This window comes from Arthrobacter sp. cf158 (assembly GCF_900106835.1).
In the GTDB taxonomy this organism is placed as follows: Bacteria; Actinomycetota; Actinomycetes; order Actinomycetales; family Micrococcaceae; genus Arthrobacter.
The window spans coordinates 354953-377127 of record NZ_FNNR01000002.1 but is presented as its reverse complement, the minus strand read 5'-3'; the positions used below and the strand labels follow the sequence as shown (position 1 = coordinate 377127).

29 protein-coding genes are annotated in these 22175 nt (G+C 61.2%); 27 read left to right on the top strand and 2 right to left on the bottom strand.

The window, feature by feature from the left end:
- The first annotated feature begins 379 nt into the window (after nt 1-379).
- The 16 genes from BLW08_RS04710 to BLW08_RS04630 all read left to right on the top strand — a co-directional run bounded on the left by BLW08_RS04710 (nt 380) and on the right by BLW08_RS04630 (nt 10720).
- Nucleotides 380-781: a hypothetical protein gene (locus BLW08_RS04710; protein ID WP_217639211.1), complete on the top strand. Its 402-nt coding sequence runs from the start codon at nt 380-382 to the stop codon at nt 779-781.
- Nucleotides 768-1850 (top strand): terminase, encoded by a 1083-nt coding sequence (locus tag BLW08_RS04705; RefSeq protein WP_091323608.1) that lies wholly within the window; start codon nt 768-770, stop codon nt 1848-1850. The genes BLW08_RS04710 and BLW08_RS04705 overlap by 14 nt, the downstream gene beginning before the upstream one ends.
- Entirely contained in the window at nt 1816-2427 is a 612-nt protein-coding gene (locus BLW08_RS04700; protein WP_091323607.1) for a terminase TerL endonuclease subunit, read from the top strand. The genes BLW08_RS04705 and BLW08_RS04700 overlap by 35 nt, the downstream gene beginning before the upstream one ends.
- A 15-nt stretch (nt 2428-2442) precedes the next feature.
- Nucleotides 2443-3777 (top strand): phage portal protein, encoded by a 1335-nt coding sequence (locus BLW08_RS04695; protein WP_175538575.1) that lies wholly within the window; start codon nt 2443-2445, stop codon nt 3775-3777.
- Nucleotides 3778-4006: 229 nt separating this feature from the next.
- Nucleotides 4007-5218 carry a hypothetical protein gene (locus BLW08_RS04685; RefSeq protein WP_091323601.1) on the top strand — a complete coding sequence of 404 codons (1212 nt, stop codon included), beginning with the start codon at nt 4007-4009 and terminating at the stop codon, nt 5216-5218.
- A gap of 87 nt (nt 5219-5305) precedes the next feature.
- Nucleotides 5306-5929, top strand: coding sequence for a hypothetical protein (locus BLW08_RS04680; RefSeq protein WP_091323600.1), 624 nt, complete (start codon nt 5306-5308; stop codon nt 5927-5929).
- A 26-nt stretch (nt 5930-5955) separates the two neighbouring features.
- Nucleotides 5956-6351 (top strand): head decoration protein, encoded by a 396-nt coding sequence (locus tag BLW08_RS04675; RefSeq protein WP_091323598.1) that lies wholly within the window; start codon nt 5956-5958, stop codon nt 6349-6351.
- Between the two features lie 16 nt (nt 6352-6367).
- Entirely contained in the window at nt 6368-7405 is a 1038-nt protein-coding gene (locus BLW08_RS04670) for a major capsid protein (RefSeq protein ID WP_091323596.1), read from the top strand.
- Nucleotides 7406-7416: 11 nt separating this feature from the next.
- On the top strand, nt 7417-7767 hold the full coding sequence (locus BLW08_RS04665; protein WP_091323593.1) for a hypothetical protein: 351 nt from the start codon (nt 7417-7419) through the stop codon (nt 7765-7767).
- A gap of 16 nt (nt 7768-7783) precedes the next feature.
- A complete protein-coding gene (locus tag BLW08_RS04660; protein ID WP_091323591.1) occupies nt 7784-8146 on the top strand; it encodes a hypothetical protein in 363 nt (120 codons plus the stop codon).
- Nucleotides 8143-8556, top strand: a complete 414-nt coding sequence (locus BLW08_RS04655; RefSeq protein ID WP_091323589.1) for a DUF6093 family protein — start codon at nt 8143-8145, stop codon at nt 8554-8556. Before BLW08_RS04660 ends, BLW08_RS04655 begins: the two co-directional genes overlap by 4 nt.
- Nucleotides 8553-8963, top strand: a complete 411-nt coding sequence (locus BLW08_RS04650) for a hypothetical protein (RefSeq protein WP_091323588.1) — start codon at nt 8553-8555, stop codon at nt 8961-8963. Before BLW08_RS04655 ends, BLW08_RS04650 begins: the two co-directional genes overlap by 4 nt.
- The gene (locus BLW08_RS04645; protein WP_091323586.1) at nt 8960-9400 is read left to right on the top strand and encodes a hypothetical protein; all 441 of its coding nucleotides are present in this window, start codon (nt 8960-8962) and stop codon (nt 9398-9400) included. Before BLW08_RS04650 ends, BLW08_RS04645 begins: the two co-directional genes overlap by 4 nt.
- A 13-nt stretch (nt 9401-9413) precedes the next feature.
- Nucleotides 9414-9596 carry a hypothetical protein gene (locus tag BLW08_RS04640; RefSeq protein ID WP_091323585.1) on the top strand — a complete coding sequence of 61 codons (183 nt, stop codon included), beginning with the start codon at nt 9414-9416 and terminating at the stop codon, nt 9594-9596.
- A gap of 3 nt (nt 9597-9599) precedes the next feature.
- Nucleotides 9600-10112 (top strand): phage tail tube protein, encoded by a 513-nt coding sequence (locus BLW08_RS04635; RefSeq protein WP_091323584.1) that lies wholly within the window; start codon nt 9600-9602, stop codon nt 10110-10112.
- Between the two features lie 89 nt (nt 10113-10201).
- Nucleotides 10202-10720 carry a hypothetical protein gene (locus tag BLW08_RS04630; protein ID WP_091323582.1) on the top strand — a complete coding sequence of 173 codons (519 nt, stop codon included), beginning with the start codon at nt 10202-10204 and terminating at the stop codon, nt 10718-10720.
- A 293-nt stretch (nt 10721-11013) separates the two neighbouring features.
- Here BLW08_RS04630 and BLW08_RS04625 read toward each other — a convergent pair whose 3' ends face one another.
- Nucleotides 11014-11229: a hypothetical protein gene (locus tag BLW08_RS04625; RefSeq protein ID WP_091323580.1), complete on the bottom strand. Its 216-nt coding sequence runs from the start codon at nt 11227-11229 to the stop codon at nt 11014-11016.
- Between the two features lie 48 nt (nt 11230-11277).
- Here BLW08_RS04625 and BLW08_RS04620 point away from each other — a divergent pair, with 48 nt between their 5' ends.
- The 4 genes from BLW08_RS04620 to BLW08_RS04605 are packed head-to-tail and all read left to right on the top strand — an operon-like array spanning nt 11278 to nt 17157.
- Nucleotides 11278-14517: a phage tail tape measure protein gene (locus tag BLW08_RS04620; protein ID WP_091323578.1), complete on the top strand. Its 3240-nt coding sequence runs from the start codon at nt 11278-11280 to the stop codon at nt 14515-14517.
- The gene (locus tag BLW08_RS04615) at nt 14507-15262 is read left to right on the top strand and encodes a hypothetical protein (protein WP_091323577.1); all 756 of its coding nucleotides are present in this window, start codon (nt 14507-14509) and stop codon (nt 15260-15262) included. The genes BLW08_RS04620 and BLW08_RS04615 overlap by 11 nt, the downstream gene beginning before the upstream one ends.
- A gap of 26 nt (nt 15263-15288) precedes the next feature.
- Nucleotides 15289-16365, top strand: a complete 1077-nt coding sequence (locus BLW08_RS04610) for a hypothetical protein (RefSeq protein WP_139244852.1) — start codon at nt 15289-15291, stop codon at nt 16363-16365.
- A gap of 3 nt (nt 16366-16368) precedes the next feature.
- Nucleotides 16369-17157: a hypothetical protein gene (locus BLW08_RS04605; RefSeq protein WP_091323574.1), complete on the top strand. Its 789-nt coding sequence runs from the start codon at nt 16369-16371 to the stop codon at nt 17155-17157.
- Here the strand turns inward: BLW08_RS04605 and BLW08_RS04600 are convergent.
- The gene (locus BLW08_RS04600; RefSeq protein WP_091323573.1) at nt 17154-17591 is read right to left on the bottom strand and encodes a hypothetical protein; all 438 of its coding nucleotides are present in this window, start codon (nt 17589-17591) and stop codon (nt 17154-17156) included. The genes BLW08_RS04605 and BLW08_RS04600 overlap by 4 nt on opposite strands.
- An 83-nt stretch (nt 17592-17674) precedes the next feature.
- On the opposite strand from BLW08_RS04600, the gene BLW08_RS04595 reads away from it, so the two are divergent.
- Genes BLW08_RS04595 through BLW08_RS04565 form a run of 7 tightly spaced genes read left to right on the top strand, consistent with a single transcriptional unit; the run spans nt 17675 to nt 22124 of the window.
- Nucleotides 17675-18139: a hypothetical protein gene (locus tag BLW08_RS04595; protein WP_091323572.1), complete on the top strand. Its 465-nt coding sequence runs from the start codon at nt 17675-17677 to the stop codon at nt 18137-18139.
- Nucleotides 18139-19950, top strand: a complete 1812-nt coding sequence (locus BLW08_RS04590; protein ID WP_091323570.1) for a hypothetical protein — start codon at nt 18139-18141, stop codon at nt 19948-19950. Before BLW08_RS04595 ends, BLW08_RS04590 begins: the two co-directional genes overlap by 1 nt.
- Nucleotides 19951-19958: 8 nt before the next feature.
- Nucleotides 19959-20288: a hypothetical protein gene (locus BLW08_RS04585; RefSeq protein WP_091323568.1), complete on the top strand. Its 330-nt coding sequence runs from the start codon at nt 19959-19961 to the stop codon at nt 20286-20288.
- On the top strand, nt 20263-20505 hold the full coding sequence (locus tag BLW08_RS04580) for a DUF7620 family protein (RefSeq protein WP_091323567.1): 243 nt from the start codon (nt 20263-20265) through the stop codon (nt 20503-20505). Before BLW08_RS04585 ends, BLW08_RS04580 begins: the two co-directional genes overlap by 26 nt.
- Nucleotides 20502-20885: a putative phage holin gene (locus BLW08_RS04575; protein ID WP_091323565.1), complete on the top strand. Its 384-nt coding sequence runs from the start codon at nt 20502-20504 to the stop codon at nt 20883-20885. Before BLW08_RS04580 ends, BLW08_RS04575 begins: the two co-directional genes overlap by 4 nt.
- Complete coding sequence (locus BLW08_RS04570) at nt 20882-21835, top strand: M23 family metallopeptidase (protein WP_091323563.1); 954 nt, start codon at nt 20882-20884, stop codon at nt 21833-21835. Before BLW08_RS04575 ends, BLW08_RS04570 begins: the two co-directional genes overlap by 4 nt.
- Complete coding sequence (locus tag BLW08_RS04565) at nt 21828-22124, top strand: hypothetical protein (protein ID WP_091323562.1); 297 nt, start codon at nt 21828-21830, stop codon at nt 22122-22124. Before BLW08_RS04570 ends, BLW08_RS04565 begins: the two co-directional genes overlap by 8 nt.
- Nucleotides 22125-22175 lie beyond the last annotated feature (51 nt).

Genomic DNA, 22175 nt, shown 5'->3' with positions numbered 1-22175 from the left:
AAGCCAGGCACGCCATGGCATCTAGGTCACAACGATGACCGAACTGCATGGACAGGCCCCGAACACCCCTTCTGCAACACCAGTGACGCGGGCAAGAGATCCCATCCGGACCCCTCATAGGGGGTGGGGGGAGACCCCTTCAGAGGGTCAAATCCAACACCGCCGGTGAGGTCTCTCGATGGTGCGGAGGGTTCAAAAACTTTCAAGGTCCCTGCTTTCGGAGGAGGTCGGCGTGACGTCCGGTGGAGCTCGGGCCCGTTCTGGCCCCAACGCCGATATCAATTCGGCTCGATCTGAATCTCGCGGTTTGAGCTATGAGAAGCTCCCCGCTTCCGGCTATGACGGCGATGTTCCGGAGTTCCCTTTGCCTCGGTTGGAAGTGACTTCGACCTACTTTGACGATGGGCAGAAGCTCACGGAAGTGGACGAGGGTGCGAGCGCTGAGCGGTTCTCTCGTGAGAACGAGTTGTGGTGCTGGGCGTGGCGTACTCCGCAGGCTGCTGCGTGGGCGTTGGAGTCCTGGCGCTGGCAGTCCGTTGCTGACTGGGTCCGCATGAAAGCCCATTGCGAGACGAGCGACGCTTCGGCCGCCGATCGCACTGGCCTGCTGAGGCTGCAAGAGCAGATTGGCCTCACTCCTTCGGGATTGAAGCTGAACGGCTGGGCGATTGCCCGTGATGAGGTCGCGCCGCGGCGTGCCGAGAAGGAGTCAGAGCCCGATTCGTCTTCGACTGGCAAGCGTGAGCGCCGGTTGAGGGCGGTGAAGGATGGCAGCGGATGACGGTCTGGGCGTTGTTGACTTCCCGACTCTTGGGGACCTTCTAGACGCTTGGTATGAGCAGCACTGCACGATTCCGAACTCTTTGGGTCTTCGCATCCCTTTCCGTCAGTCTGACTGGCAGTTTTGGTGCACGGCGAACCATTACCGGATCCGTGAAACTGCCAAGTGGGATGAGGATAATCCTCCGCTCGCTCAGGCGTTCGTTTATCGCCGTTCGCTCGTTGTTGCGCCGCAGAAGACTGGCAAGGGTCCGTGGACGGCTGCCATCACCGCCGGCGAGGCCGTTGGCCCGTCGATGTTTTGTGGTTGGGCTCAGGCCGGTGACAAGTACCTGTGTGAGGATAACGGCTGCTCTTGTGGCTGGGAGTTCGAGTACGAGCCGGGCGAGCCTATGGGGCGACGTCGTCCCGGACCGTTGATCCAGTTGCTTGCGTCTTCGGAAGAGCAGGCCGGCAACGTGTACGGCCCGCTGTCCACGATCGTCATGGAAGGCCCGCTCACTGAGCTCATGGCCATCCGTGAAGGGTTCATCCGTATCCTCGACGGCGATGGCGGTCCGAAGTCCAACCGCATCGACGTGGTGTCGTCCTCTGCTAAGTCTCGACTGGGCCAGCCGATCACTTTTGCCATTCAAGACGAAGTTGGCTTGTACACGAAGGAAAACAAGCTGATCGAGGTCGCTACGACTCAACGTCGTGGTTTGGCTGGCATGAACGGCCGCTCTGTCGCGACAACGAATGCTTGGGATCCTGCCGAGAACTCCTATGCGCAGCAGTCGTACGAGTCCCAGGCCAAGGACATCTTCAAGTTCTTCCGGGAACCGCCCAAGGACTGGTCATACCGTTCCAAGGCTGGCCGCCGGAAGATCCATGCCTACGTCTACTCTGGTTCGCCTTGGGTCGACTTGGACAACATCGAGGCTGAGGCTGCCGAGCTCATGGCCACGGATCCTGCCCAGGCGGAACGGTTCTTCGGGAATCGTCTCGTCTCGGGCGCGGGTACATGGTTGCGCGACGGTTTGTGGGAGGCCGCATATGCAGAAGCAGCTGTGGTTGCCCAATCCGCCTGATGGCACGTCGATTTGTCTGGGCTTTGACGGCTCGGAGAACAACGACTGGACGGCCATTCAGGCGGAAACCTTCGACGGATTCTCATTCACTCCCAGATACGGTTCCGATAAGGAGCCAACGATCTGGAACCCGGCGAAGTGGAATGGCCAGATTCCGCGTGGTGAGGTCCATGCGGCCGTTGATGAGCTCTTCACGCGGTACCGGGTGGAGCGGATGTATTGCGACCCGCAGGACTGGTACACGGAGATCGGTGAATGGTCGTTGGCCCATGGAGATGAGCACGTCTTCGAGTGGCCAACGAACCGCATCAAGCCGATGTATGCGGAGATCAAGCGCTTCGAAATCGACCTCGCTCAGAAACGCATCAAGCATGACGGCTGCCCCATCGCCACGATACACATGGGCAACGCCCGCAAGGCGTCCAAGCCTGGCCAACAGTACGTGCTGATCAAGCCCGCTGACCACCAAAAAATTGATGCTGCTATGGCCCGCATTCTGGCCCATACAGCCGCCAGTGATGCCCGAGAGGGCGGCTGGGACCCCACGCCGAAGCGCCGGAGGGTCATCGTTTCCTAACCGATGGAGGGCCTGATGGCTGTTTCTGATGCCCTTGTACGCCTGGACAGGAAGCTGGCTGCCGAAATCCCGGAGCTTGACCGCTTGGACAGGTACTTCGAGGGTGAACAGCCGCTCAAGTACATGGCCGCGGCGATGCAGGACGAGATCGGCGACCGGGTCCATCAGCTGATCATCAACATCCTCCGCATCGGCACCGAATCGTACGAGAACCGCCTCGACATTGAGGGATTCCGTTACCGTGGTTCATCGTCCAGCGACGAGGAATTGTGGCGCATCTGGCAAGCGAACGGCTTGGATGAGCAGTCTCAGCAGGGGCATCTTGACTCGCTAGCGCTGAAGCGCACCTATGCGATCGTCGGATCCGGGGATGACGACGATGCTGACCCGATTGTCACTGTCGAAAGCCCGTTTCAAGTGTTCGCGGAACGTGACCCCCGCACGCGCAAGGTGTCTTCCGCGATCAAGCGCTGGGCTGAGGGTGAAGGTCAGGACCAGGTCCAGCGGGCCACGCTTTACCTGCCGAACTCGACTGAGTCGTTCGCCTTCTTCCGCAAGGAGTGGTGGTCAACGGGTCCGGCTGATGTGCACGAGCTGGGCGCCTGCCCTGTCGTCCCGCTGGTCAACAACCCGCGGCTGCTTCGGCCGGATGGCCGTTCTGAGTTTCATGACGTCATTGGCATTGCTGACGCGCTGAACAAGATGGCCACCGACATGATGATCAGCGGCGAGTATCACGCGATGCCTCGACGCTGGGCCACTGCGCTGTCTGCTGAAGATTTTGTGGACGCTGACGGTAACCCGATCGGTGTTTGGTCTCGTGACGCCGGCCGACTGTGGGCGACGGAGTCGAAGGACACCAAGTTTGGTCAGTTCGATGAGACTGACCTCGCTGTTTTTCACAAGTCGATGCAGTTGCTGATTCAGATCGGCGCCCAGCTGCTGGCACTGCCGCCGCATTACGCGAGCTTCGTTGGCGGTAACCCGACGTCGGACGCTGCCATCCGTTCTTCGGAGACTCAGCTCGTCAAGCGTGTGGAACGCAAGCACACATATCTCGGCGGGGCGTGGGAAGACGTCCAGCGTCTCATCCTTCGCTTCAAGACAGGCCAGTGGGACCCCAAGGCGCTCAGCTTGGAGACTGTCTGGCGCGATCCGTCCACTCCGACGATCGCCCAGACGGCTGACGCAGTCGTGAAGAAGGTCCAGGCGGGCATCATCCCTGTTGAGCAGGCTCGCGAGGACCTCGGGTACACCCCCGAGCAGCGCGCACGCATGTTGGAAATGGACGTCCGCGCCAAGTCGAACCCAGATATTGCACAGCTGACGCGGGCGGTAAACGGCGAATGACCGGAACAGTGATCATCGGAAGGACTATTGCCGACGCCAAGGGCTATGCAGAGGCTCACGGATTGACTGATGTTTCTCTGATCAGCCCTCAGTCGTTCCACGTCCGTTTCAGAGGTTTGCAGGTCGAGCGCTTCTACGTAACTCGGGACGCCTTCAAGCATCCGAATATCTGTCCTGTCGTTCTCACGGTTCAGACGTTCATGCGGAAGCAGACCAAGGAGGCTAGCCGATGATTCCGGAACCCGCTGTCGCCCACTACAAACGGATGCAGCGGATTCAGGCTCTAGTTGTCGTTTCGGCCGCCAATCTGTGGGCTGAGGCCTCGCTGACTGACTTGACAGGATCCTGGGCTCCCCAGATCGCCACTCTGATTCCGATCCTTGCCGGGGCGCAGGTGAAAGCCGCTGAAGCTGGAGCAGCCTACGGAGCGGACACACTCGCTGATCAGGGGCTGTATGAGGCACCTTCCGCCTTCGTGGACCCGTACGGCTTCGCTGGTACGGCATCGGATGGGCGCTCGCTGGCGGGCTTGCTGTACGCTCCGGTGCCGCATACGAAGTCGCTGATCGCTGGCGGCCTGGCGCCGCGTGAGGCGCTGGTACAGGGCGGGAAGTTCCTGACGACGATCGTCCGAACTCAGGTGGCGGATGCTGGCCGCGCTGCGGCGGGTGTTGATACTGCGACACGTCGCAATGTCGGTTACGTCCGGATGTTGAATCCGCCGTCGTGCTCGCGATGCTCGATCCTGGCTGGCAAGTTCTACCGCTGGAACGCAGGTTTCAAGCGTCATCCGAGGTGCGACTGCATCCACGTGCAGACGACGTCGAGCCGTGCTGCCGAGACAGAGGGTCTCGTGCATGACCCATACGAGTACTTCAAGTCGCTCTCTCCCGACGAGCAGGACAAGACGTACGGCAAGGCTGATGCGCAGGCTCTACGTGATGGCGCGGACATCTTCCAAGTGGTGAACGCTCAACGTGGCGTCCGCCCGGGTGGCATCACCAAGGAAGGCGTGACGCGCCGGGGCAACTACGGGAATACCCGAGGACCGCGGCTCACCCCGGAAGCGATCTACGCCAAGAACCTCAGCCGCGAGGAAACGTTGGCCGACCTTGAACGGTACGGCTACATCCTCCCAGGCGGGCAGAACCCTGAGGGAGTCATCCGTGGGCAACGTGAGGGTTATGGCGCACTGGGTCGTGGCGGTACACGGGTTGGTGCTCGTGAAGCTGTTGAGCGTGCTCGTGCGGATGGTGTCCGTGATCCGAGGATCCGCGCAACGATGACTGCCGCCGAGCGTCGAGTCTTCGATGCCCAGGCCAACTGGGACGCTGTCCGCGCCGGTCGGAACCCGTTCACCAACCGCAAGAACGCCAAGGTCACCCCGGAGGTCGCTGCCCGCGTCGAACGCGAGTACCGCAAACACATTCTCGGCTACTGAGCCGGAACAGATCTCAACACTCTCCCGTCCGTGCGATGCGGCTGGGTCATTCGCCGTGCGATGCGGCATTCACTGAAGGAGCATTCCTTGAACAAGCGATTCCCTCATGGCATTGATATCACCGCGCCGGGTGGCATTGAAGCACTCATGGATTTCCACCGGCTGACCTTTGGGGATGCCGTGATGGAAGACGACCCTGAGGCAGCCGCTCAAGCGGCCGCCGATGCCGCAGCAGCGCAGGCCGCCGCCGATGCTGCCGCCGCTGAGGCAGCGAAAGACGAGAAGCTAGGCGAAGGTGGCCTCAAGGCTTTGCAGGCTGAGCGCGACGCTCGGGCAAAGGCTGAGAAGGACCTTGCTGAAGCGAAATCTGCGCTGCAGAAGATCGAGGACGCGAAGCTCTCGGACATCCAGCGGGCACAGAAGGAACGCGATGACGCGGCGGCCGCACTTGCTGCCGCCAAGTCCGAGAATGCACGCCTCGCAGCACTGGCCGCTCACCCCGTCCCTGCCGACTACCAGGACTTGGTTGTCGGAACTGACGAGGCCAGCTACCTGGCATCCGCAAAGAAGGTCGCCGAGCTATACGCGAAGGCCGAAGGCAAGCCCTTCCGCCCCGCTCCGGACCATTCCCAAGGTCCACGGCAGACCGCGAAAACCGGCGGTTGGGACGCAGGCAAAACCGAAGCTGCCAAGCGCTTCGGCAAGAAATAATCCACCCCTGAATAAGGAGCTCAACGATGACCGACATCTCGGTTAGCAAGACCAGTTTTCAGGTCGAGAAGCTTTCCTGGCTTCTGGACCGCGGCGGGTTCGAGCAGGAGAGCATTACGCTCGACATCTCCGCCTTCACCGCCGGAACCCACTACCCCAACGGGTACATCCCGTCCGGCGCCAACCTGGGCAAGATCACGGCGACTGGCCTCTACGGCCCGTACGACGACACCGCTACCGATGGCCGCCAGGTCTTCCGGGGTCACCTTGGCATTTCAACGAAGGTGCCAAACCCCGCCGACACGACCAAAGACGCAGGCGCACCGCTCTGCTTCTCGGCCGTCGTGAAGGAATCCAAACTTCCGTTCGCCCTCGACGCAGCCGGTAAGGCTGACGTCGCCGGCTGGATCCGCTACGTCTAAGGGGACATAGAAAACCATGATCGTACTTGATGGTCCGGTAACCCCGGACGCGCTGACCGCTTTCGTTCGCGAGGTTCCGACCCCGGCGAACTACATCCTCAACCAGCTTCTGCCGGACAAGTTCTTCGACAAGAACGAGGTCCCCGTCTCGGAACTGACCAAGACGAATCGTGCGGCTAAGTTCCGTGCCTTCGACGGTCGTATCCACCGGACCGAGCGCGACAGCCTCGAAGTTCGCTCCGTGAAGCTGCCGCCCGTCTCCACGATGAACGGCATCGGCGAACTCGAGCGCCTGAACCTCGAAGCCGCCCGCCAGAATGGCGGCTCCAATGCCGCCGTCATCAACGCGATCTACGACGACGCGACAATCCTCACGGGCGAAATCCACACCCGCATGGAGCTCGCACGTGGCGATGTGCTCACCGACGGCAAGTTCACCCTCGCGGGTGAGAATGGCCTTTACCTTGAGGCCGACTTCGGCGTTCCGGGCAACCATTTCGTGTCGCCCGGCACTGTTTGGTCGAACACGGCCACAGCCACTGTCATCGCTGACCTCACCGCATGGGTTGACGTCTACGTAGCAACCAACGGCTTCCGCCCCGGCGGTCTGGCCATCAGCAACAAGGTGCTGGGCTACATGCTCCGCAACGCTGAGGTTCGCACCCTCGCCGGTTCGCTTGCGGGCACGCCTGGCATCGTCTCCCGTGCTGCGCTCGATCAGGTGCTGGATACGTTCGGGCTGCCCCCGATTCTGTTTGTCTACGACACGCAGGTCGACGTCGACGGCTCCTCCACCCGGGTCCTCCCCGAGGACAAGGTGCTATTCGTTCCGCCGAACCCGTCCGACCTGGGCTACACGGCATGGGGCATCTCCGCGACGGCCCTCGAACTGGTCAACGCCGCAAAGGTGGACTTCTCTTTCGAGCAGGCTCCCGGCATTGTCGGCGTAGTCATCAAGGACGGTCCTCCGTTCCGCGAAGACACGTTCGTTGACGCCGTCGGCATGCCCGTCCTCGCCAACCCGAAGCGACTTCTCGTCGCTGACGTCTTCTAAGGAGGCGCCCCATGTCGAAGCTGAACACCTACGTGCACGTGCACGACAAGGATGGCATCTCCCACGCGTTCGGGCCGGATGACACCGTGCCCGAATGGGCTGAGAAGGCCATCACCAACGAGTCCGTTTGGGCGGAGGCTCCTGTGAAGGAGTCTGAAGACTCGGACGACGGCAAGGCTGATGGCGACGATCAGGAACAGGTCGAAATCCCCGAGGGCGACATCACTGAGAAGTGGACCGTCAAGCAGCTGACCGCGTACGCGAAGGCCGAGAACATCGACCTGGGCGACGCCAAAGCGAAGGCCGACATCCTCACCAAGATCGCTGCGGCGTCCGAGGGCAAGACCGAGTCTGGCGAGTAGCTAGGAAGGGGGCGACATGCCCGTAGTCATAACTCCAGAAGATATCGCAGCTGGCTGGCGCCCCCTCACCGAGGCTGAAACGGTAGCGGCCACGGCTCTCATCCCCCGCGCTACAGTCCTGCTTGGCGTCAAGGTCCCAAATCTTGACGCCAAGCCGGACGCCCTCGTGAAGCTCGTCATCGAAAACATGGTCCGCAGGGTCCTCAAAAACCCGGACGGATACCGGATCCGCAACGAGTCCATCGATGACTACACCGAGGGCGGGACGATCGACAGTTCGCTCTCCACCGGAGAGCTTTACGTCTCCGACGAAGAACTCAGCTACTTCGGAGTCCGGACGGCCGGCAAGGCGTTCGAAGTTCGGCTCGGTGGCTCATGAGTGCCCGCGCTGCTGTACTGCGCGGACGTGAAGCAGCCGAGGCTCTGATGATCGACACCTGCGAAGTCAGGCGCCCGGGCGGGCAAACCACTGACCCGGACACTGGCGAGGTCTCGACTTCCGGACCTGTGATCTATGGGCCCGAATCTCCTGAGAAGGGGAAGTGCAAGGTCCAGCAAACTATCGCCCAATCGTCGAAACCTGAGGCTGGCGGGCTGGTCTTCACGGTGCAGGACGCTCGGATTGACTTCCCGGTTTCTGCTGGACCCTTGCACGTCAACGACGTCGCAACGCTCAAAACCTCCGAACTCGACCCTCAGCTTGTCGGGCGCATGTTTCGGATTGTCGAGGTCTTTCACAAGAGCATGGCCACCGCGCAGCGGACCAGAGTCGAGGAGATCACGTCTTGAGCGCTGACACTTCGGAATTCGACTCGATCGGCAAGGAGCTCCTGCAGATCCCGGCCAAGATGATCCCGAAGTTGGAAGCAGTGGTCGCTAGGTCTGCGCTGAACACCAAGAAGATCATGCAGACGGACGTTCGTAAATCCGAGCACTTCCGGGGGAAGAAGAGGCCAGGCCTTGACGCCTCGATCGACTACACCATCGAAAAGCACGAGTTCGGTGGAGATGCCGTTATTGAGGCTGAGATCGGCCCTAACCCCGAGAGAAACCCGGGCGCCGCGCTGGCCGGCATCGCCTACTACGGATCCTCGCGCCCAGGCGGCGGGACGGTTCGTGACCCAGAGGAAGCGATGTTGGAGGAAGCTCCGAACTTCTACGAGTACGCCTTCAAAGCGACGGAGGGGCTGCTGTGATCAACCAGCACTACGCCGCGGTCAGAGCGATGCTGCCTCCAACTGTGAACGTCTACATGTGGAAGGTCGAAGGCGCCCTGCTGCCGAACGGCTCCCGCGAGCCGATCAAGTACCCGTACGTCTGCCTTTGGGGAGACATCGGTGAAGAGTCCTCTGGAGGCCCAGACGGCGACTCTCTGCAGGATGTGCCCGACGTCCTAACCCTCCGGATCCGCGCCACCTACGCGGCCGTCAACGGCGACTCTCTGGGCATCGTCATCAGGAACGTTCGGGCAGCGCTGAACAGGAAAACACCAGTCGTGGCGGGGTGGAAGCTGTCGAAGCTCCGGCAGTCTCCCCTGCTTGATGCCCAGCCCGACACCGACGTGACGATCCCGACGTACGGCAACCCAATGTTTGCTGCTGACGAGTTCTCCCTCGTCTCCCACAAAACCTGAAAGGCGGCCTGTCATGGCTCCCAACCTCATTGATGCCTATTCCAAGTCCACCGGCGTGAAGCGGGTTGTGCCCGCTGCCTGGCTCGATCGCAAGGACCCGCCCTTCGACGACCTGACGAAAACACCAAGCCAAAAGGCGCGGGAAGCGGCTAAGGCCGAAACCACCAACCCGGCCACGCCGGACCCGAAGGAGTAACCCATGGGTGCACGAATGCTTGCTGAGGGCAAGACCAAATGGACGGTGCTGATCACCGCCCCCGTAAATGAAGCGGCCCCGACCGCGACTGAGCTCAACGCCGGGATCGACATGTCCTGCGATGTGCTGAAGTCAGACTTCAACTGGACGGCCACCGATTCGGAGTCCATCGCAGAAGACGCGCTCTGCGACAAGGACACGAACGAGGCGTTCGGCAAGGGCAATTACAACCTGGGCGTCACACTTTGGCGGAAGTACGCAACCGCTGGCGGGCCTGACACCACTGCCGAAGCAGGCTGGGCTGTCATGAAGGAGAAGGGCGCGGAGTTCTGGGCATACGCCCGGGAATCCGACAAGGACTCCACCGAGCCTTGGGAGGCTGGCGATGAGATCTACCTCGGCGGAAAGGTCTCCTGCGACCAGCCTCAGCGCACGGATGGAACCGGCTTCATCAAGCGCCGTGTCCCGATGAAGCCCCGCAAGATGCACAACGAGATTGTGGTCGCTGCGGCGTAGTTAGGCCGGGTGGCGGCGCGTGATTAGGCTCCGCGCCGCCATCCCAACAACCTCCAGAGCCTGAACCGCAACGAAATGGAGCCTAAGCCATGAGCACCACACCACAGGAATTCGACCTTAACGCTTGGCTTGAGGATGCCGACCGCCCCGAGCGCTCCGTGACCGTCTACCAGAAGCCAAGCCTTCTCGCGGACATTGATGCCTTGGAGCACCAGATCGAGAACGCCGACCCCGATGACGAGATCGACGGTCCTTCCATGGGCGGCGGGATCGGGAAGTTGCGGGCCAAGTACGCGGAAATCGCGAAGAAGTTCCACGACTCCGCGCTCGTGATCCGCCTCAAGGGGCATGACGACGACGAGAAGCAAGCACTCGCGGACAAGCATAAGGAAAGCGGCAGTACTGAGGACCTCGGTTGCGTGATCCTCGCTGATGCCATCCTTGAACCGAAGTTCACCCCCAAACAGGTGGGGAAGCTTGAAGAGAAGGTTGGCCAGGCGCAGTTCCAACTTGTGGCCCACGCATATCACCGGGCATCCAACGAGATCCCTTCTGTGAGCGCTGATTTTTTGCTCAAGTCCTCCACTCCGGAGGGTGGGGGCGAGTAGTTGCAGCGCTGAAGACCAGTGAGCGTTTCCAGCGGCCGCCGTCTGCTTACCTTGGGCGCCTTTCGGATCGCAAGGACAGGCTACTGGAGTACGCCTACACCTTGTATCTGGAAGGCACTTGCAACGTGTGCGGCGGTTCTCGCGCTGAATGCAGGAACAAAGCCAACGAGGGCCTATACGAGGTCCAAGACACGACCTGCTATCGACAGGCCGCCGTCGAAGAGCACACAGGTCAGAAGGACTTCAAACCGGATCCTGGCCAGCGGTTCTACGCGACCGAGATCGACGAAGAGCTAATCACCCGCGGGCCGTTCACGCCACTTGCCAGCGCCAACGATCAAGACGATTAGGCCAGCGAATGCCACGAACGCCGAAAAGCCACTTAGGCCTGCGTTGCCGTTCTCGCCGGCGCTGGCCAGTGCCACGGCCACGCCGAAAACGAGCATCGCCGCCCCGGTCTTCATGATGTTCGCTGCACGTCGCTTGTACGGGTCCCCAGTCTGATTCATTTCGCCATTGTTCCACGGCGATACCCATGCACGATCCTTGGAGGTCCCATGCCTGAGCGGCGCGTCAAAGTCATATATAGCGCTGAGATTCAGGGCTACCGCAAGGCGATGGCCGAGCTTGAGCAGGCCAACAAGAAGGCCAAGGACGCTGCTGACGCTGCGGGCAAGGCGGCTGACAAGGCTGCGAAGGACGTCAAGAAGCAGTCGCTGGCGCATCATGCGGCGGCGAAGGCTGTAAACCTTCAGTACGACAAGACCGGCCAGTTGGTCACGATGAACGGCAAGGCTGTTTCGTCTCAGCAGGCAGCTGCGCATGGGTTGCAGACGTTCTCCAAGGAGGCGTATCTTGCGGGCCGCGCTGCTGTGGCTACTGGCGAAGCAGCGGAGGAAGCCGCCAAGGTTGCTGCTGCAGCGGAAAAGAAGGCTGCGGAAGCTGCCGAGAAGCGTAAGAACGCAATCCAGAATGTTGGTCAGGTATCGACGATCACCGGCCTTGCCATCACGGCGGCGGTTGGCGCGGCAGTAAAGTCCTACGCAGACTTCGACAAGCAGATGTCATCTGTCCAGGCAGCAACGCATGAGTCTGCCGGGAACATGGCAATCCTCCGCGAGGCGGCCGTAAAGGCTGGCGCGGACACTGCATTCTCGGCTGTCGACGCGGCGCGGGGTATCGAGGAGTTGGCGAAGGCTGGCGTCTCGACCAAGGACATCATGGGCGGCGGACTTAAGGGATCCTTGGACCTCGCCGCTGCTGGCAACCTCAGTGTTGCGGAGTCTGCGGAAATCAGTGCCTCCGCTCTGACGCAGTTCAAACTGTCCGGCGACAAGATTCCGCACCTCGCAGACCTGCTTGCGGCGGGCGCTGGTAAGGCGCAAGGCTCTGTCAGTGACCTGGGCGCGGCCTTGAATCAGTCCGGCCTCGTGGCCGCCTCCACAGGCCTCACCATCGAGGAAACTACGGGCGCCCTGGCTGCCTTCGCCTCGGCGGGCCTGACCGGTTCTGACGCTGGCACGTCGTTCAAGACGATGCTGATGAGCCTCAACCCGAACTCGGCTGCCGCGGCTTCGCTCATGAATGAGCTCGGCATCTCTGCATACGACGCTCAGGGCAAGTTCGTGGGCATGTCCGAGTACGCGGGAATCTTGCAGAACGCTCTTCGGACCATGTCTGACGAGCAGCGCAACGCGACGCTCAAAACCCTGTTTGGTACTGACGCTGTGCGTGCCGCGAATGTCCTGTACGAGCAGGGTGCGGCTGGCATCAACAAGTGGGAAGCCGCGGTCAACGACGCCGGATATGCGGCTGAGACCGCCGGGATTATGCAGGACAACCTTGCCGGGGACATTGAGAAGCTCGGCGGTTCGATCGATTCTGTGTTCCTCAAGTCCGGATCTGGAGCGAACGACTTCCTTCGGGGGCTAGCTCAGGGCGCAGAAGACGCAGTGGACTGGATCGGACAGCTGGACCCGATCGCGCTGTCTACTGCGGCAGCCGTGGCCGGTTTGGTGGGCGTCGCCGCACTTGCTGCCGGCGCTTTCATCACCGTGGTTCCGAAGATTCGGGATACCCGTGATGCGCTGAACGACCTGGCACCGGCCGGTGGTAAAGCCCGCAACGCACTGGACAAGGTTGCCAAGGGCGCCGAGGGCGCCATGGTCATCGGCACCTTGACGCTGATCGCGGCAAAGCTTGCAGAGTCTGATTACATGTCCAAGATCGATACGGGCATGGGCCGGGTGGCCAACGTTCTCGCTGACGTGGCCCGGAACTCGCCAAACGCTGCATCTGGCTTGGACTCGTTGTTCAAGGACAAGGACGGCAAGCAGCTCATCAACGATGTCGACAGCCTCGACTCAGCGCTGAAGCGGACTTTCCGGCCGGACGGCGGGCGCCAGTTCAACGACTGGGGCGAAGGCATCATCAACTCGATCACGGGCGTCAAGGGATCAAGTCAGATCCTGGGCGACTCGTTCAAGCGGGTAGATGAGACTCTGGCCAACCTGGTTTCTGGTGGTAAGGCCGACGACGCTGCCAAGGTGTTCGACAGGCTGAAAACCTCGGCCGACGCCCAAGGCATCAGCGTGGACGAACTCAAGAAGAAGTTCCCTGAGTACGCCGACGCATTGCAGAAGGCTGACGCTGAAAGCAAGAACGCGGCGGCTTCCGGGGACAAAGCGGCTGGCGCGATCGGTGGAGTCAACGATAAGGCTGCTGTAGCTAAGCAGTCGGCAGAGGACCTGGCGAAGGCACTGGAGGACATCGGTCTATCGGCCGATGGCTCGGTGACTGATATCGACAAGTTCGCTAAGTCGTTGTTCAACGCTGGCTTGCTGAACCTGTCCGCATCGGACGCGACGATTGCCTACGAAGCGGCTATTGATGCTCTGACGGAATCAGTCACCCAGAACGGCAAGACTCTTGACGTCACGACCGAGGCGGGTCGGAACAACCAGACGGCGTACAACAACATCGCGAAGGCTGCGATGGCAACCGCCGAGGCAACGGCTGCCCAAACCCTCGCGACCCAAGGTTCTGACGCTGCGATGGCTAGCTTGCAGTCTTCGATGCAGGCTAGCTACAACGATCTGATCGCTGCTGCTGGTCAGTTCGGCATCACGGGAGACGCCGCCGATGAAATGGCCCGTAAGGCCTTGGGCATCCCGAAAGAGGTGCCGATTGAGTCGTGGGTGAAGGACGAGTCCTCTGCCAAGCTTGACGCAATCAAAAGCAAGGCGGACGGCCTTGATGGGCGTGTAATCAAGACTTACACCGAGCATGTCGAGAAGACCATCAAGAGCATCGAAACTCAGATTTCGCAGTCTGAGTACAAAGATGACCCCTCGATGGTCGGGTTCCGCCCGGGCACGTTCGCGCCTCCCCCGGGCGGCGCTACTGGCGGGCGTGTTGAGGAAATTCTTGGTCTGTGGTCCGGGGGCAGGGTTCCTTACGCACGGCCATCCGATATGCGGAAGGACAACGTTCTCGGATACGTGAACGGCGGCCGGCCGATTGCATTGCAGGGTCAGGAATGGGTTGTTAACGGCCGGAGCAGCAACGAGTACGACCGCGAGCTTGCCGCAATCAACGCGGGCACGTTCCCGAAGTTCAAGGAGTACTCGGCTCAGCAAGCGGGCTATACGCCAGCAGCCGCCGCCGGGGCAGGCGCGAGCGTCAGCCTGAAGATCGATGTCAACGGCACCACTGCTCCACGCGAGGTAGCGCAGATCGTCATGGGCGAAATCAAGTACGAACTGCAGAAGCAGGGGGTGAAGCTCGGTGGCCGTTGAGCACATCACTTGGGGAGCCCGGACCCTGTCAGGACTGGACCGATTTGGACGGTGGATAGTCACGGAAGGCATGGAGGATTGGTGGGGTTCGCCGGAACCGCGGGGCAGGTCTCAGGACCGCCCCGATGCGGACGGCGAACTCGACCTTCCGATCTACAACCAAGCGCGCCTGCTGACCATCTCCGGGCATCTGCACAGCCTGGGCCACGACACGATGCACGAAGCTGGCCACTATCTGACCAGTTCCATGAAGGGCAGGTTCAAGGTGCAGGGCCATGGCCCGACGCTCTGGGCTGACGGGAAGCGGAACAGCAAGATCCGGTTCCTGCCAGGCACAGACAAGTTCGCCACATGGCAAGTCCAGCTGAAGTTTGTTGACCCCTGCAAATACGGGGAAACCCGGACTTGGGCAGCCTCGGTTGGGTCGAACGCTTCAGGCATCTTCCACCGGGGCAACTATGGCGCGGTCCCCCGCTTCCTAGTGGTCGGCAACATGCCTGGCGGGTACCGGCTGACGATCAAGGGCCAAGTGTTCACCGTGACCAAGCCTTTGATTGCCGGGCAGCCGCACAGCATCGATTACGGCGACGGACGTCTCCGGATCGGCGGGGCCATCGTGCATGGCGGCCTCGGCTACGGTTTTACGCCTTTCATCACGGGCGGGCTCCCGACGGCGCTCTCGATCGAGCCGCTGACAACGGGGACGGCGACGGTCACGTTGACGCTGACTGACACTTACATCTAGGAGGCCCGATGCTGCGGTACTTTTCCGTGAGCACGAGTACATGGGCTGACAAGATCGAACTTCCCACCGATGTGTTCACGGGAGGCCGGGCCCTCAATGTGGGCGTCGGCGGGTCGACCACATTTCAGATGGAAGACCCCGGGGTGGCTGAAGCTGTAACGAAGACTGCGATCACACCGTTGGAGCGTGTCCTCGTAGCTGAGGAAGATGGCAACGCAGTGTACGCGGGCATGATCTACGAGGTGGACGAAGACCCGGACGAGAGCACTGTCACCGTGAAACACCATGACGCGGCTTGGTGGATATTGGCACGCCGGTACCTGCTGAGCTCTCGTGGGGCCGGTGCCCCGAAGGGCGCACCTATTGTGTGGACAAACCGCACGCTTGCATCTTTGGCTTTCCTTATCGTGGACAAAGGGTTGGATGGAGGACCCGCCGACCGCTATCACATGCCGATCGTGTTGACGGCTGACGTCGCTGGTACAGAATCCCGCACCTACGAGGGGTTCAAGTTCATTACGGTCGAGGATGCGCTGCAGGAAATCATCAACTCTGACGGTGGCCCGTTCGTGGACTTCGACGTGCACTGGAACGACGGGAAGCTTGAATGGGGGATGCGCGCCGGCGGTCTGACGCCAGTCGAAACCGCGAACGCACTCTGGGAATGGGACGGGACCGCAGCTAAACGCGAACTGTTCCGCCCCAAGCTCAACACAAACGCCGAGAAGGTATCCAACCTTGTCATCGGCACTGGTGAGGGCTCGGGCGAGGACCTCATGGCCGCGTCCGCGTCATCGTTCGCCGGCTCAACCTATCCAGCCTTGGAAAAGGTCGAGTCCTTCCAAGATATGCACAGCGCACAGCAACTGCAGGGCCGGACGACGGCGGAACTCAACGCCCACAATGAGCCAACTCAGCAACTCAGCTTCGAGATACCAATTGGCGGGGCCGTGAAACTGGGTGACTTCATCTTGGGTGGCACCTGTCGTGTCAAGACCAATAAGTTCCTGTTCCTTGGTTCTGACTGGATCAACTGGCGGCTTATCCAGTACGACTTCAACCACGAGTGGATCACGCTGCATATGCAGCAGATAGGCGGCTGATTCATGAGCATTATCGACAACCAGGCGCAAGGCAACGTCCGAGACTTCGACCGGCGGCTTAGGGCGCTGGAGCATGCGTCCAACATGAACAGTGCAGCCATCGGCCGCGGCGGCATACGCGTTCACAGCGGCGGCGTAATCACCATCGAGAACGGCGGTTTGATGGTCACGGGCACTGCCGAGATCATTGGCAGGCTCATTGCTTCCGGGCTGGTCACCTTCATCGGTGACGTGGTCATTTCCGGGCCCTTGGACGTATCCGGCACCGTGGACGTATCCGGTGTCATGACCGTCCTAAACGACTTGGAGATTGCTTCCGGCGGTTTGTTCAAGGCCGGGGACATTGAATTGCGACCGGACGGGTCTGCGAAGTTCGGCAGCATGGAGATCGACCCATCGGGCAAGATCACCAGCGGGTCCGCCACTATCAACCCGGACGGCTCAGCAACTTTCGGCGAGTTCACCATCGCGGCGAACGGCGATCTTCAATCCGATGGCAGCCTGGACATCAACGGGCCGGCAACCCTGAATAGCGACCTTACGGTGGCGCCGGGGAAGACAATCAAGCTAGGTGATCTGACTCTGGAAAACACCGGGGCCGGTGGCGGCGTGGTCAACTTCCCGAACGGATCCGTGTCATCCACTCCAACGCTCGGTATGTTGATTGTCAGCTCCGTTGCTTTGGAACTTGCGGCACCAAACTTGAAGTTGAGTGGGCTTCCCACAACGACCGGAGTTGAGCCAAATCTTTACATGGACGGGTCGGGCAACATCAAGCGGATCATCCCTTAGCGGTCAGTGTTGAACTGAGTGCAGAGAGTCCTGCTCGCATAGACGGCGGCCGCCGCAGCGTTATCGACGTCAACTTCCGCGGTCCCTGCGAGTGAGGCGATTTCGTTGTAGTTCTTACCCTCTGCAAAGAGCGTGCACGACGCCCCTCCCGCTTTGAGCAGGATCTCGTCAGACGGGATGTCGCCGCGCCAAACCTTCTTGACGCCTGCCAAATACTTCGCTTGGGCCGACTCATCGTCGAATCCCGGGGCGACGCTCTCCGCGGGGGCTGGGGCGGCCAGGAGTGGTGCGATCCGCTGAGCCGCTGCGTCGGGTGATGCACTGGCCGACGCTGTCGGGCCGGGAGTTTCCCGTTGGTTGGTGGCGGTTTCCGCAGCCGAACATCCAGTAAGCGCGAGGGCGCCGATGAGAAGTAATCCCCCAATTTTTCGCATGAGCCGAGTGTATCTGGCGGCGACTCATATTAATACACCCAAGGCCCCGCACTCCGGGGCCTTTCCATGCCCAGGAGGCACCTATGCCAGTAGTTACCGGCAATCTGACGGATGTTGGGGGCGGGCATCTTGTAGGGAAGATTCCAGAGATTCACTTCACTCTGAATGCGCCGAACAGCAGGTCAGGCGTGATGCTCCCGACTGAGCCTGTCACTGTCCGACCTGCCGGTGATGGCTCCTGGTCTGCGGACCTCCAAGCCACCACAAACATGATGGACAACGCCTGGTACACGGTCTCCATCCAGTGGCTGGACGGCGCCGGGAACTACGTGAAAGCGGACTTCCCGGACTGGAAGTTGGAAGTCCCGACCGCGGGCGGCGTCTTCTCCGATCTCTTCGGCAAGCCTCCGACAAATACGCGGATGGTCTACGTCTCGCTGACTCCTCCGACGAACCCCCGCCCGTTCACGCTCTGGCTCAAACAGAACCCAGAGGACCCCCTCGACCCGCTGAACACGGGCCAAATCTCAGAATGGAGGAATGTCTGATGGCTTGGCAGTGGGTACCTATCGCAGACATCATGGGCACGCCGGGAGCGGTCCCGGCACTCTCGACCCTTTATTACAAGCGCGACTTGGCCACCGGGGAGAACCTGAACTCTCTGACGGTCCCGGGTGTGTACAACGCCACGAGCCAGGCCATCGCCAACTCGCTGCTGAACGCACCTGACACGGAGCCTGCCGTTTACATCGTGGCGGGACCCAACTCGGGCATCCGAACGCAGTTGCGCATGTCGAATGCTGGCGGGTTTATGCTCCGCACCATCAGCACGGCCACCGGCACGTTCGGCCCTTGGATTCAGCTTGACGGCCGTGGGCGGACGATTCCTGACGGCACGAACATCCAGACGTTCCGCGACCTAGGCCCGTGGCGAATCGCCTCGACGGTGAGTGCGAACACGATGACCAATCGGCCTCCCATCCCGGCTGGCCCTGCACAGATCACCAACCTTTCCTACAACGGAACCAACGGTTCCCTCCGGATCTGGCATGACGTGAACGGCAACGGTGTCTGGTTCCAGTCGCTCAACAGTTCGGCTGTATGGACTGACTGGGAAAAGCTCGGGTTCGTCCGGGACTACAACGCAGGCCACACGGTACGCGTCCAGCGGGAGCGGCAGTCAACGGGCGGCACCATCGGAACCGGCGGCCTCGGAGTCTTCGCTATCCGCATCGATCACAACATGGTCGGCATGATGACCAAGCTGTTGCCGATGCTCACGGCTCGCGGTCTGCCCGCTTCGATGTGTCACTTCGTCAACCAGTTCGCGCCCGACGCTGGCTACACCGGCGACAATTCCACCGGGTATGGCTGGTCTGATGTGCAAAGCCTTGTCCTGAACCACGGCATCGAGCCTTGGTCGCACGGATGGTCACACCAAGACGCGGTGGGGCCGCGGGCGCTGGAGAAAGAGATCCTGTCTGCGAGGACAGAGATCGAAACCCAGCTTGCCAAGTGCCGGCTGAAGGGCATGATGATCCCCGGCACCACGAACACATTCTGGGGCGGCTTCACAAACAACCTCGCAGACCCGTCGGTTTGGTTCAACACCGAGGCTGGGCGCTTGGTGATGTTCAACTTCGCTTCCGCGAATGGCGGCGGCGGCGTCCTAAATCCGCTTGCTTCCGGGCAGACCCTTGGCTGGCAGTCGTACAGCGTGGATACCCACACCACGTCCGCGTCTGCCATTAGCATGCTCAAGAAAGCCCAGGACACCAAGACTGGCGGAGTGATCATGCTCCACCCGAACATGATCGACGCGCCCGGGGGAATCACTTCCGCGGTACTTGGGGAAATCCTCGACTACATGGTGGCCGAACGCGCAGCTGGACGCGCCATGGTGCTGACCGTGTCAGGCATGCTCAATGCGGATCCGGAGCGAACGACCCGCCACAACCTGGTTCGAGACTCTGCTTTTACTTCTGGGCTGACAAACTACGCTGGCACGGCGGGCTGGACAGCAGCAGCCGGTGTCGCCTCCACATCCACGGGCGGGCTGCTTAGCCAGTCCTTTGTGCTGGCCGATCACAACTACGCTGCCGGGTCCACGCGCGAACTCTACATGGAGGTCCGGGCAACCGCCGGCGCCATCGTCAAGCTTCGCGCATCGGACTCCACCACGCCGGCGAACTTCGACACCTCGAGTGGCGACGTCACGCTGCCCGCGTCGAGTGACTGGGTAACAGTTCGGAAGATCCTCAGTATCCCGACCACCGGCACGGCGACCGTGAAGCTGGAATACGGCCGAGTCTCAGGCGGTCTGGTTGAGATCCGCAAGCCCAGCCTGCTGGCGATATAGGAGGCCGCATGATTGACGGAATCCCCGCGGTGGTGAACCTGGCCAGTCCCTTGGCTGCCACCATCGCGGTCTTCTACCTTGTGTTCACAGGCAGGTTGTGGACCAAGGCCGCTCACATGGACGTCGTCCGTGTGCTGGAGGACCAGATCGCCGCGCTCGTCACTGACCGGAACAACTGGCAATCGGCGGCCACGCTGGCGAACCAAACCAACAGTGACCTCGCCAAAACGAACAGCGACTTCATCGAGAACGCAAAGTTCTCGGCACATGTCATGTCTGCCATTCAGGAGAACGCGGCAGGGGGTGGCGCCCATGCTGTTCAGCAAGCTACGGGCTAAATGGGCGTCAGCCCGGCAACTCCCCCAGTTGGAACCTGTCGACCACACGTTGGCTGAAGCTGCTCTTGAGCACGCGGTGGACGCTCACCGCGCCGCTCAAGAGCAGCGGGCCGAAGCCACCCAAGTAGTCACGAACCTCCGCGAGGTGAACATCCGCAACGGATTCGCGCCGGCCATCGAAGCACAAATCATGAGGAAGTTGGGAGGGGCCACGTGAAGCGGACCATCTTCAAGGCGTTCACTTGGGCCCTGATCGGAGCGGGGTTTCTCACCACGTATTCGATGCTCGGCCTGCCCGGGTTGTACATCGGCTACGTGGCGGGCTCGTTCTGGGTTGCCCTGCCGATCATCTACTGGGTGTGCCATCCAGAGTGGTGGAAGACCCGACTAGGCCGGGCGCTCATGATGCTGCTCGGCTCGCTCGCCGCCCTGTTCATCCTGATCATCACAAGCGGCCTCTTTGGCGCGACCCCCCTGCGTGAGATCTTCCGGATCGTCATTTACAGTGCCGTCCTGGTGGCTGCTGTCAGGCTCGCGGTCCTGTTCTTCCAACTCAGACTCGGCCCCGACTGGGCGCCTCGAAAGGACCGCAAATGAGGCGACCAGTAGATGCGCCGCTGACGCAGGACTTCGGATCTGGTGCCACGGCCGGTGTCGTAGCGAACTCGAATCCCAACTCCGGCATGGGGTATTACGTCTATCTGTACGGCAACTACCAGCCAGACGGGCACACCGGGCAGGACTACGGTGCCGCGTCAGGCTCGCCGGTCTACGCCGTCACGTTCGGGACCGTGCTGCACGTAGGCCGCCTGTCGGGAACCTACGCTGACAATCCGTGGTGGCTGCTGCCAAGCTTCTTCGGCTATGGCTACGTGGTCGATCACGGGGCATTCATCGGCATATACGGGCACTGCCTTGACGGAGGCTCACGCGTGGCAGTTGGGCAGCGTGTGAATGAAGGACAGGTTCTTGGTCCGTCTGGCTCTACGGGAGCCTCAGTCAACCCGCACCTGCACTTCGAGATCCTTCGAGACGGCTACGTACTGAACAGCCGCTACTTCGGCCGCAGCAATCCCGAAGACCTCTTCAAGGGCTCCATCGAGTACGCCGGCCAAACCACAACCCCACAGGAGGACGAATTGTCTGCTGCTGAAGTCAAGGAAATCAAGGACCACATCAACGCGCTGCTGCTCAGCGGCTATGACTGGGGAGGCCGCAAGGACAACCCGGGACTCATCCCGCACGTCCTCGAAAACCAGCGCCTGATAAATGTGGGGCTGGCCGAGAACCGCAAGAACTTCGAAGCCCTCCCTACTCGCGTTTGGTGGGGCACAGTTGTCAAGCGTGATGGGCAGGAAGTCGCTGTCATCCAGGACATCGCCACCACCGGCACGGAAGTCCGAGGCCAAGGTGAGGTGCTGGTGGAGATCAGCGAGAGCGTTTCTCCCGAAGCGCTTGCGGCCCTTGTGCCGGAAGCCCAAGCAGAGGCGTTCATCGACGCTCTCCGCACTCGACTTGAAAAGAAAGAGGACCAGTCCAATGGCTGATCATCGCGCACTTTCCACACAGGAACGTAACCCGCGCTCCGCTGTCCTGCGAACCGTGTTCGCCGTCCTCGCCCTCGTGCCGCTGCTCAACGGCGTGCTGCTTGCAACTGTTGAAGCGCTGAAGCCCTACGAGGTCTATCTGCCATCCTGGGTGTTCCCGGCGCTCAACGGGATCCTCGTGGCAGTCGCCGCGCTTACAGCTCTTATGACCCGAGTCCTTGCAGTGCCCGGAGTCAACGACTGGCTCCGGAAGTACCTGCCGATCCTCGCGCCCGAAGACAAACAATAAGCAAGAGACCCCTCACCCGGTGACGGGTGGGGGTCTCTTTGTCGTACGGTC

What these genes read in the sequence shown, in the direction of transcription:
- BLW08_RS04705 (WP_091323608.1), top strand. Translation starts at nt 768, where the DNA reads ATGGCAGCGGATGACGGTCTGGGCGTTGTTGACTTCCCGACTCTTGGG.
- BLW08_RS04700 (WP_091323607.1), top strand. Translation starts at nt 1,816, where the DNA reads ATGCAGAAGCAGCTGTGGTTGCCCAATCCGCCTGATGGCACGTCGATT.
- BLW08_RS04695 (WP_175538575.1), top strand. Translation starts at nt 2,443, where the DNA reads ATGGCTGTTTCTGATGCCCTTGTACGCCTGGACAGGAAGCTGGCTGCC.
- BLW08_RS04685 (WP_091323601.1), top strand. Translation starts at nt 4,007, where the DNA reads ATGATTCCGGAACCCGCTGTCGCCCACTACAAACGGATGCAGCGGATT.
- BLW08_RS04675 (WP_091323598.1), top strand. Translation starts at nt 5,956, where the DNA reads ATGACCGACATCTCGGTTAGCAAGACCAGTTTTCAGGTCGAGAAGCTT.
- BLW08_RS04670 (WP_091323596.1), top strand. Translation starts at nt 6,368, where the DNA reads ATGATCGTACTTGATGGTCCGGTAACCCCGGACGCGCTGACCGCTTTC.
- BLW08_RS04665 (WP_091323593.1), top strand. Translation starts at nt 7,417, where the DNA reads ATGTCGAAGCTGAACACCTACGTGCACGTGCACGACAAGGATGGCATC.
- BLW08_RS04660 (WP_091323591.1), top strand. Translation starts at nt 7,784, where the DNA reads ATGCCCGTAGTCATAACTCCAGAAGATATCGCAGCTGGCTGGCGCCCC.
- BLW08_RS04655 (WP_091323589.1), top strand. Translation starts at nt 8,143, where the DNA reads ATGAGTGCCCGCGCTGCTGTACTGCGCGGACGTGAAGCAGCCGAGGCT.
- BLW08_RS04640 (WP_091323585.1), top strand. Translation starts at nt 9,414, where the DNA reads ATGGCTCCCAACCTCATTGATGCCTATTCCAAGTCCACCGGCGTGAAG.
- BLW08_RS04635 (WP_091323584.1), top strand. Translation starts at nt 9,600, where the DNA reads ATGGGTGCACGAATGCTTGCTGAGGGCAAGACCAAATGGACGGTGCTG.
- BLW08_RS04630 (WP_091323582.1), top strand. Translation starts at nt 10,202, where the DNA reads ATGAGCACCACACCACAGGAATTCGACCTTAACGCTTGGCTTGAGGAT.
- BLW08_RS04625 (WP_091323580.1), bottom strand. Translation starts at nt 11,229, where the DNA reads ATGAATCAGACTGGGGACCCGTACAAGCGACGTGCAGCGAACATCATG.
- BLW08_RS04620 (WP_091323578.1), top strand. Translation starts at nt 11,278, where the DNA reads ATGCCTGAGCGGCGCGTCAAAGTCATATATAGCGCTGAGATTCAGGGC.
- BLW08_RS04605 (WP_091323574.1), top strand. Translation starts at nt 16,369, where the DNA reads ATGAGCATTATCGACAACCAGGCGCAAGGCAACGTCCGAGACTTCGAC.
- BLW08_RS04600 (WP_091323573.1), bottom strand. Translation starts at nt 17,591, where the DNA reads ATGCGAAAAATTGGGGGATTACTTCTCATCGGCGCCCTCGCGCTTACT.
- BLW08_RS04595 (WP_091323572.1), top strand. Translation starts at nt 17,675, where the DNA reads ATGCCAGTAGTTACCGGCAATCTGACGGATGTTGGGGGCGGGCATCTT.
- BLW08_RS04590 (WP_091323570.1), top strand. Translation starts at nt 18,139, where the DNA reads ATGGCTTGGCAGTGGGTACCTATCGCAGACATCATGGGCACGCCGGGA.
- BLW08_RS04585 (WP_091323568.1), top strand. Translation starts at nt 19,959, where the DNA reads ATGATTGACGGAATCCCCGCGGTGGTGAACCTGGCCAGTCCCTTGGCT.
- BLW08_RS04580 (WP_091323567.1), top strand. Translation starts at nt 20,263, where the DNA reads ATGCTGTTCAGCAAGCTACGGGCTAAATGGGCGTCAGCCCGGCAACTC.
- BLW08_RS04570 (WP_091323563.1), top strand. Translation starts at nt 20,882, where the DNA reads ATGAGGCGACCAGTAGATGCGCCGCTGACGCAGGACTTCGGATCTGGT.
- BLW08_RS04565 (WP_091323562.1), top strand. Translation starts at nt 21,828, where the DNA reads ATGGCTGATCATCGCGCACTTTCCACACAGGAACGTAACCCGCGCTCC.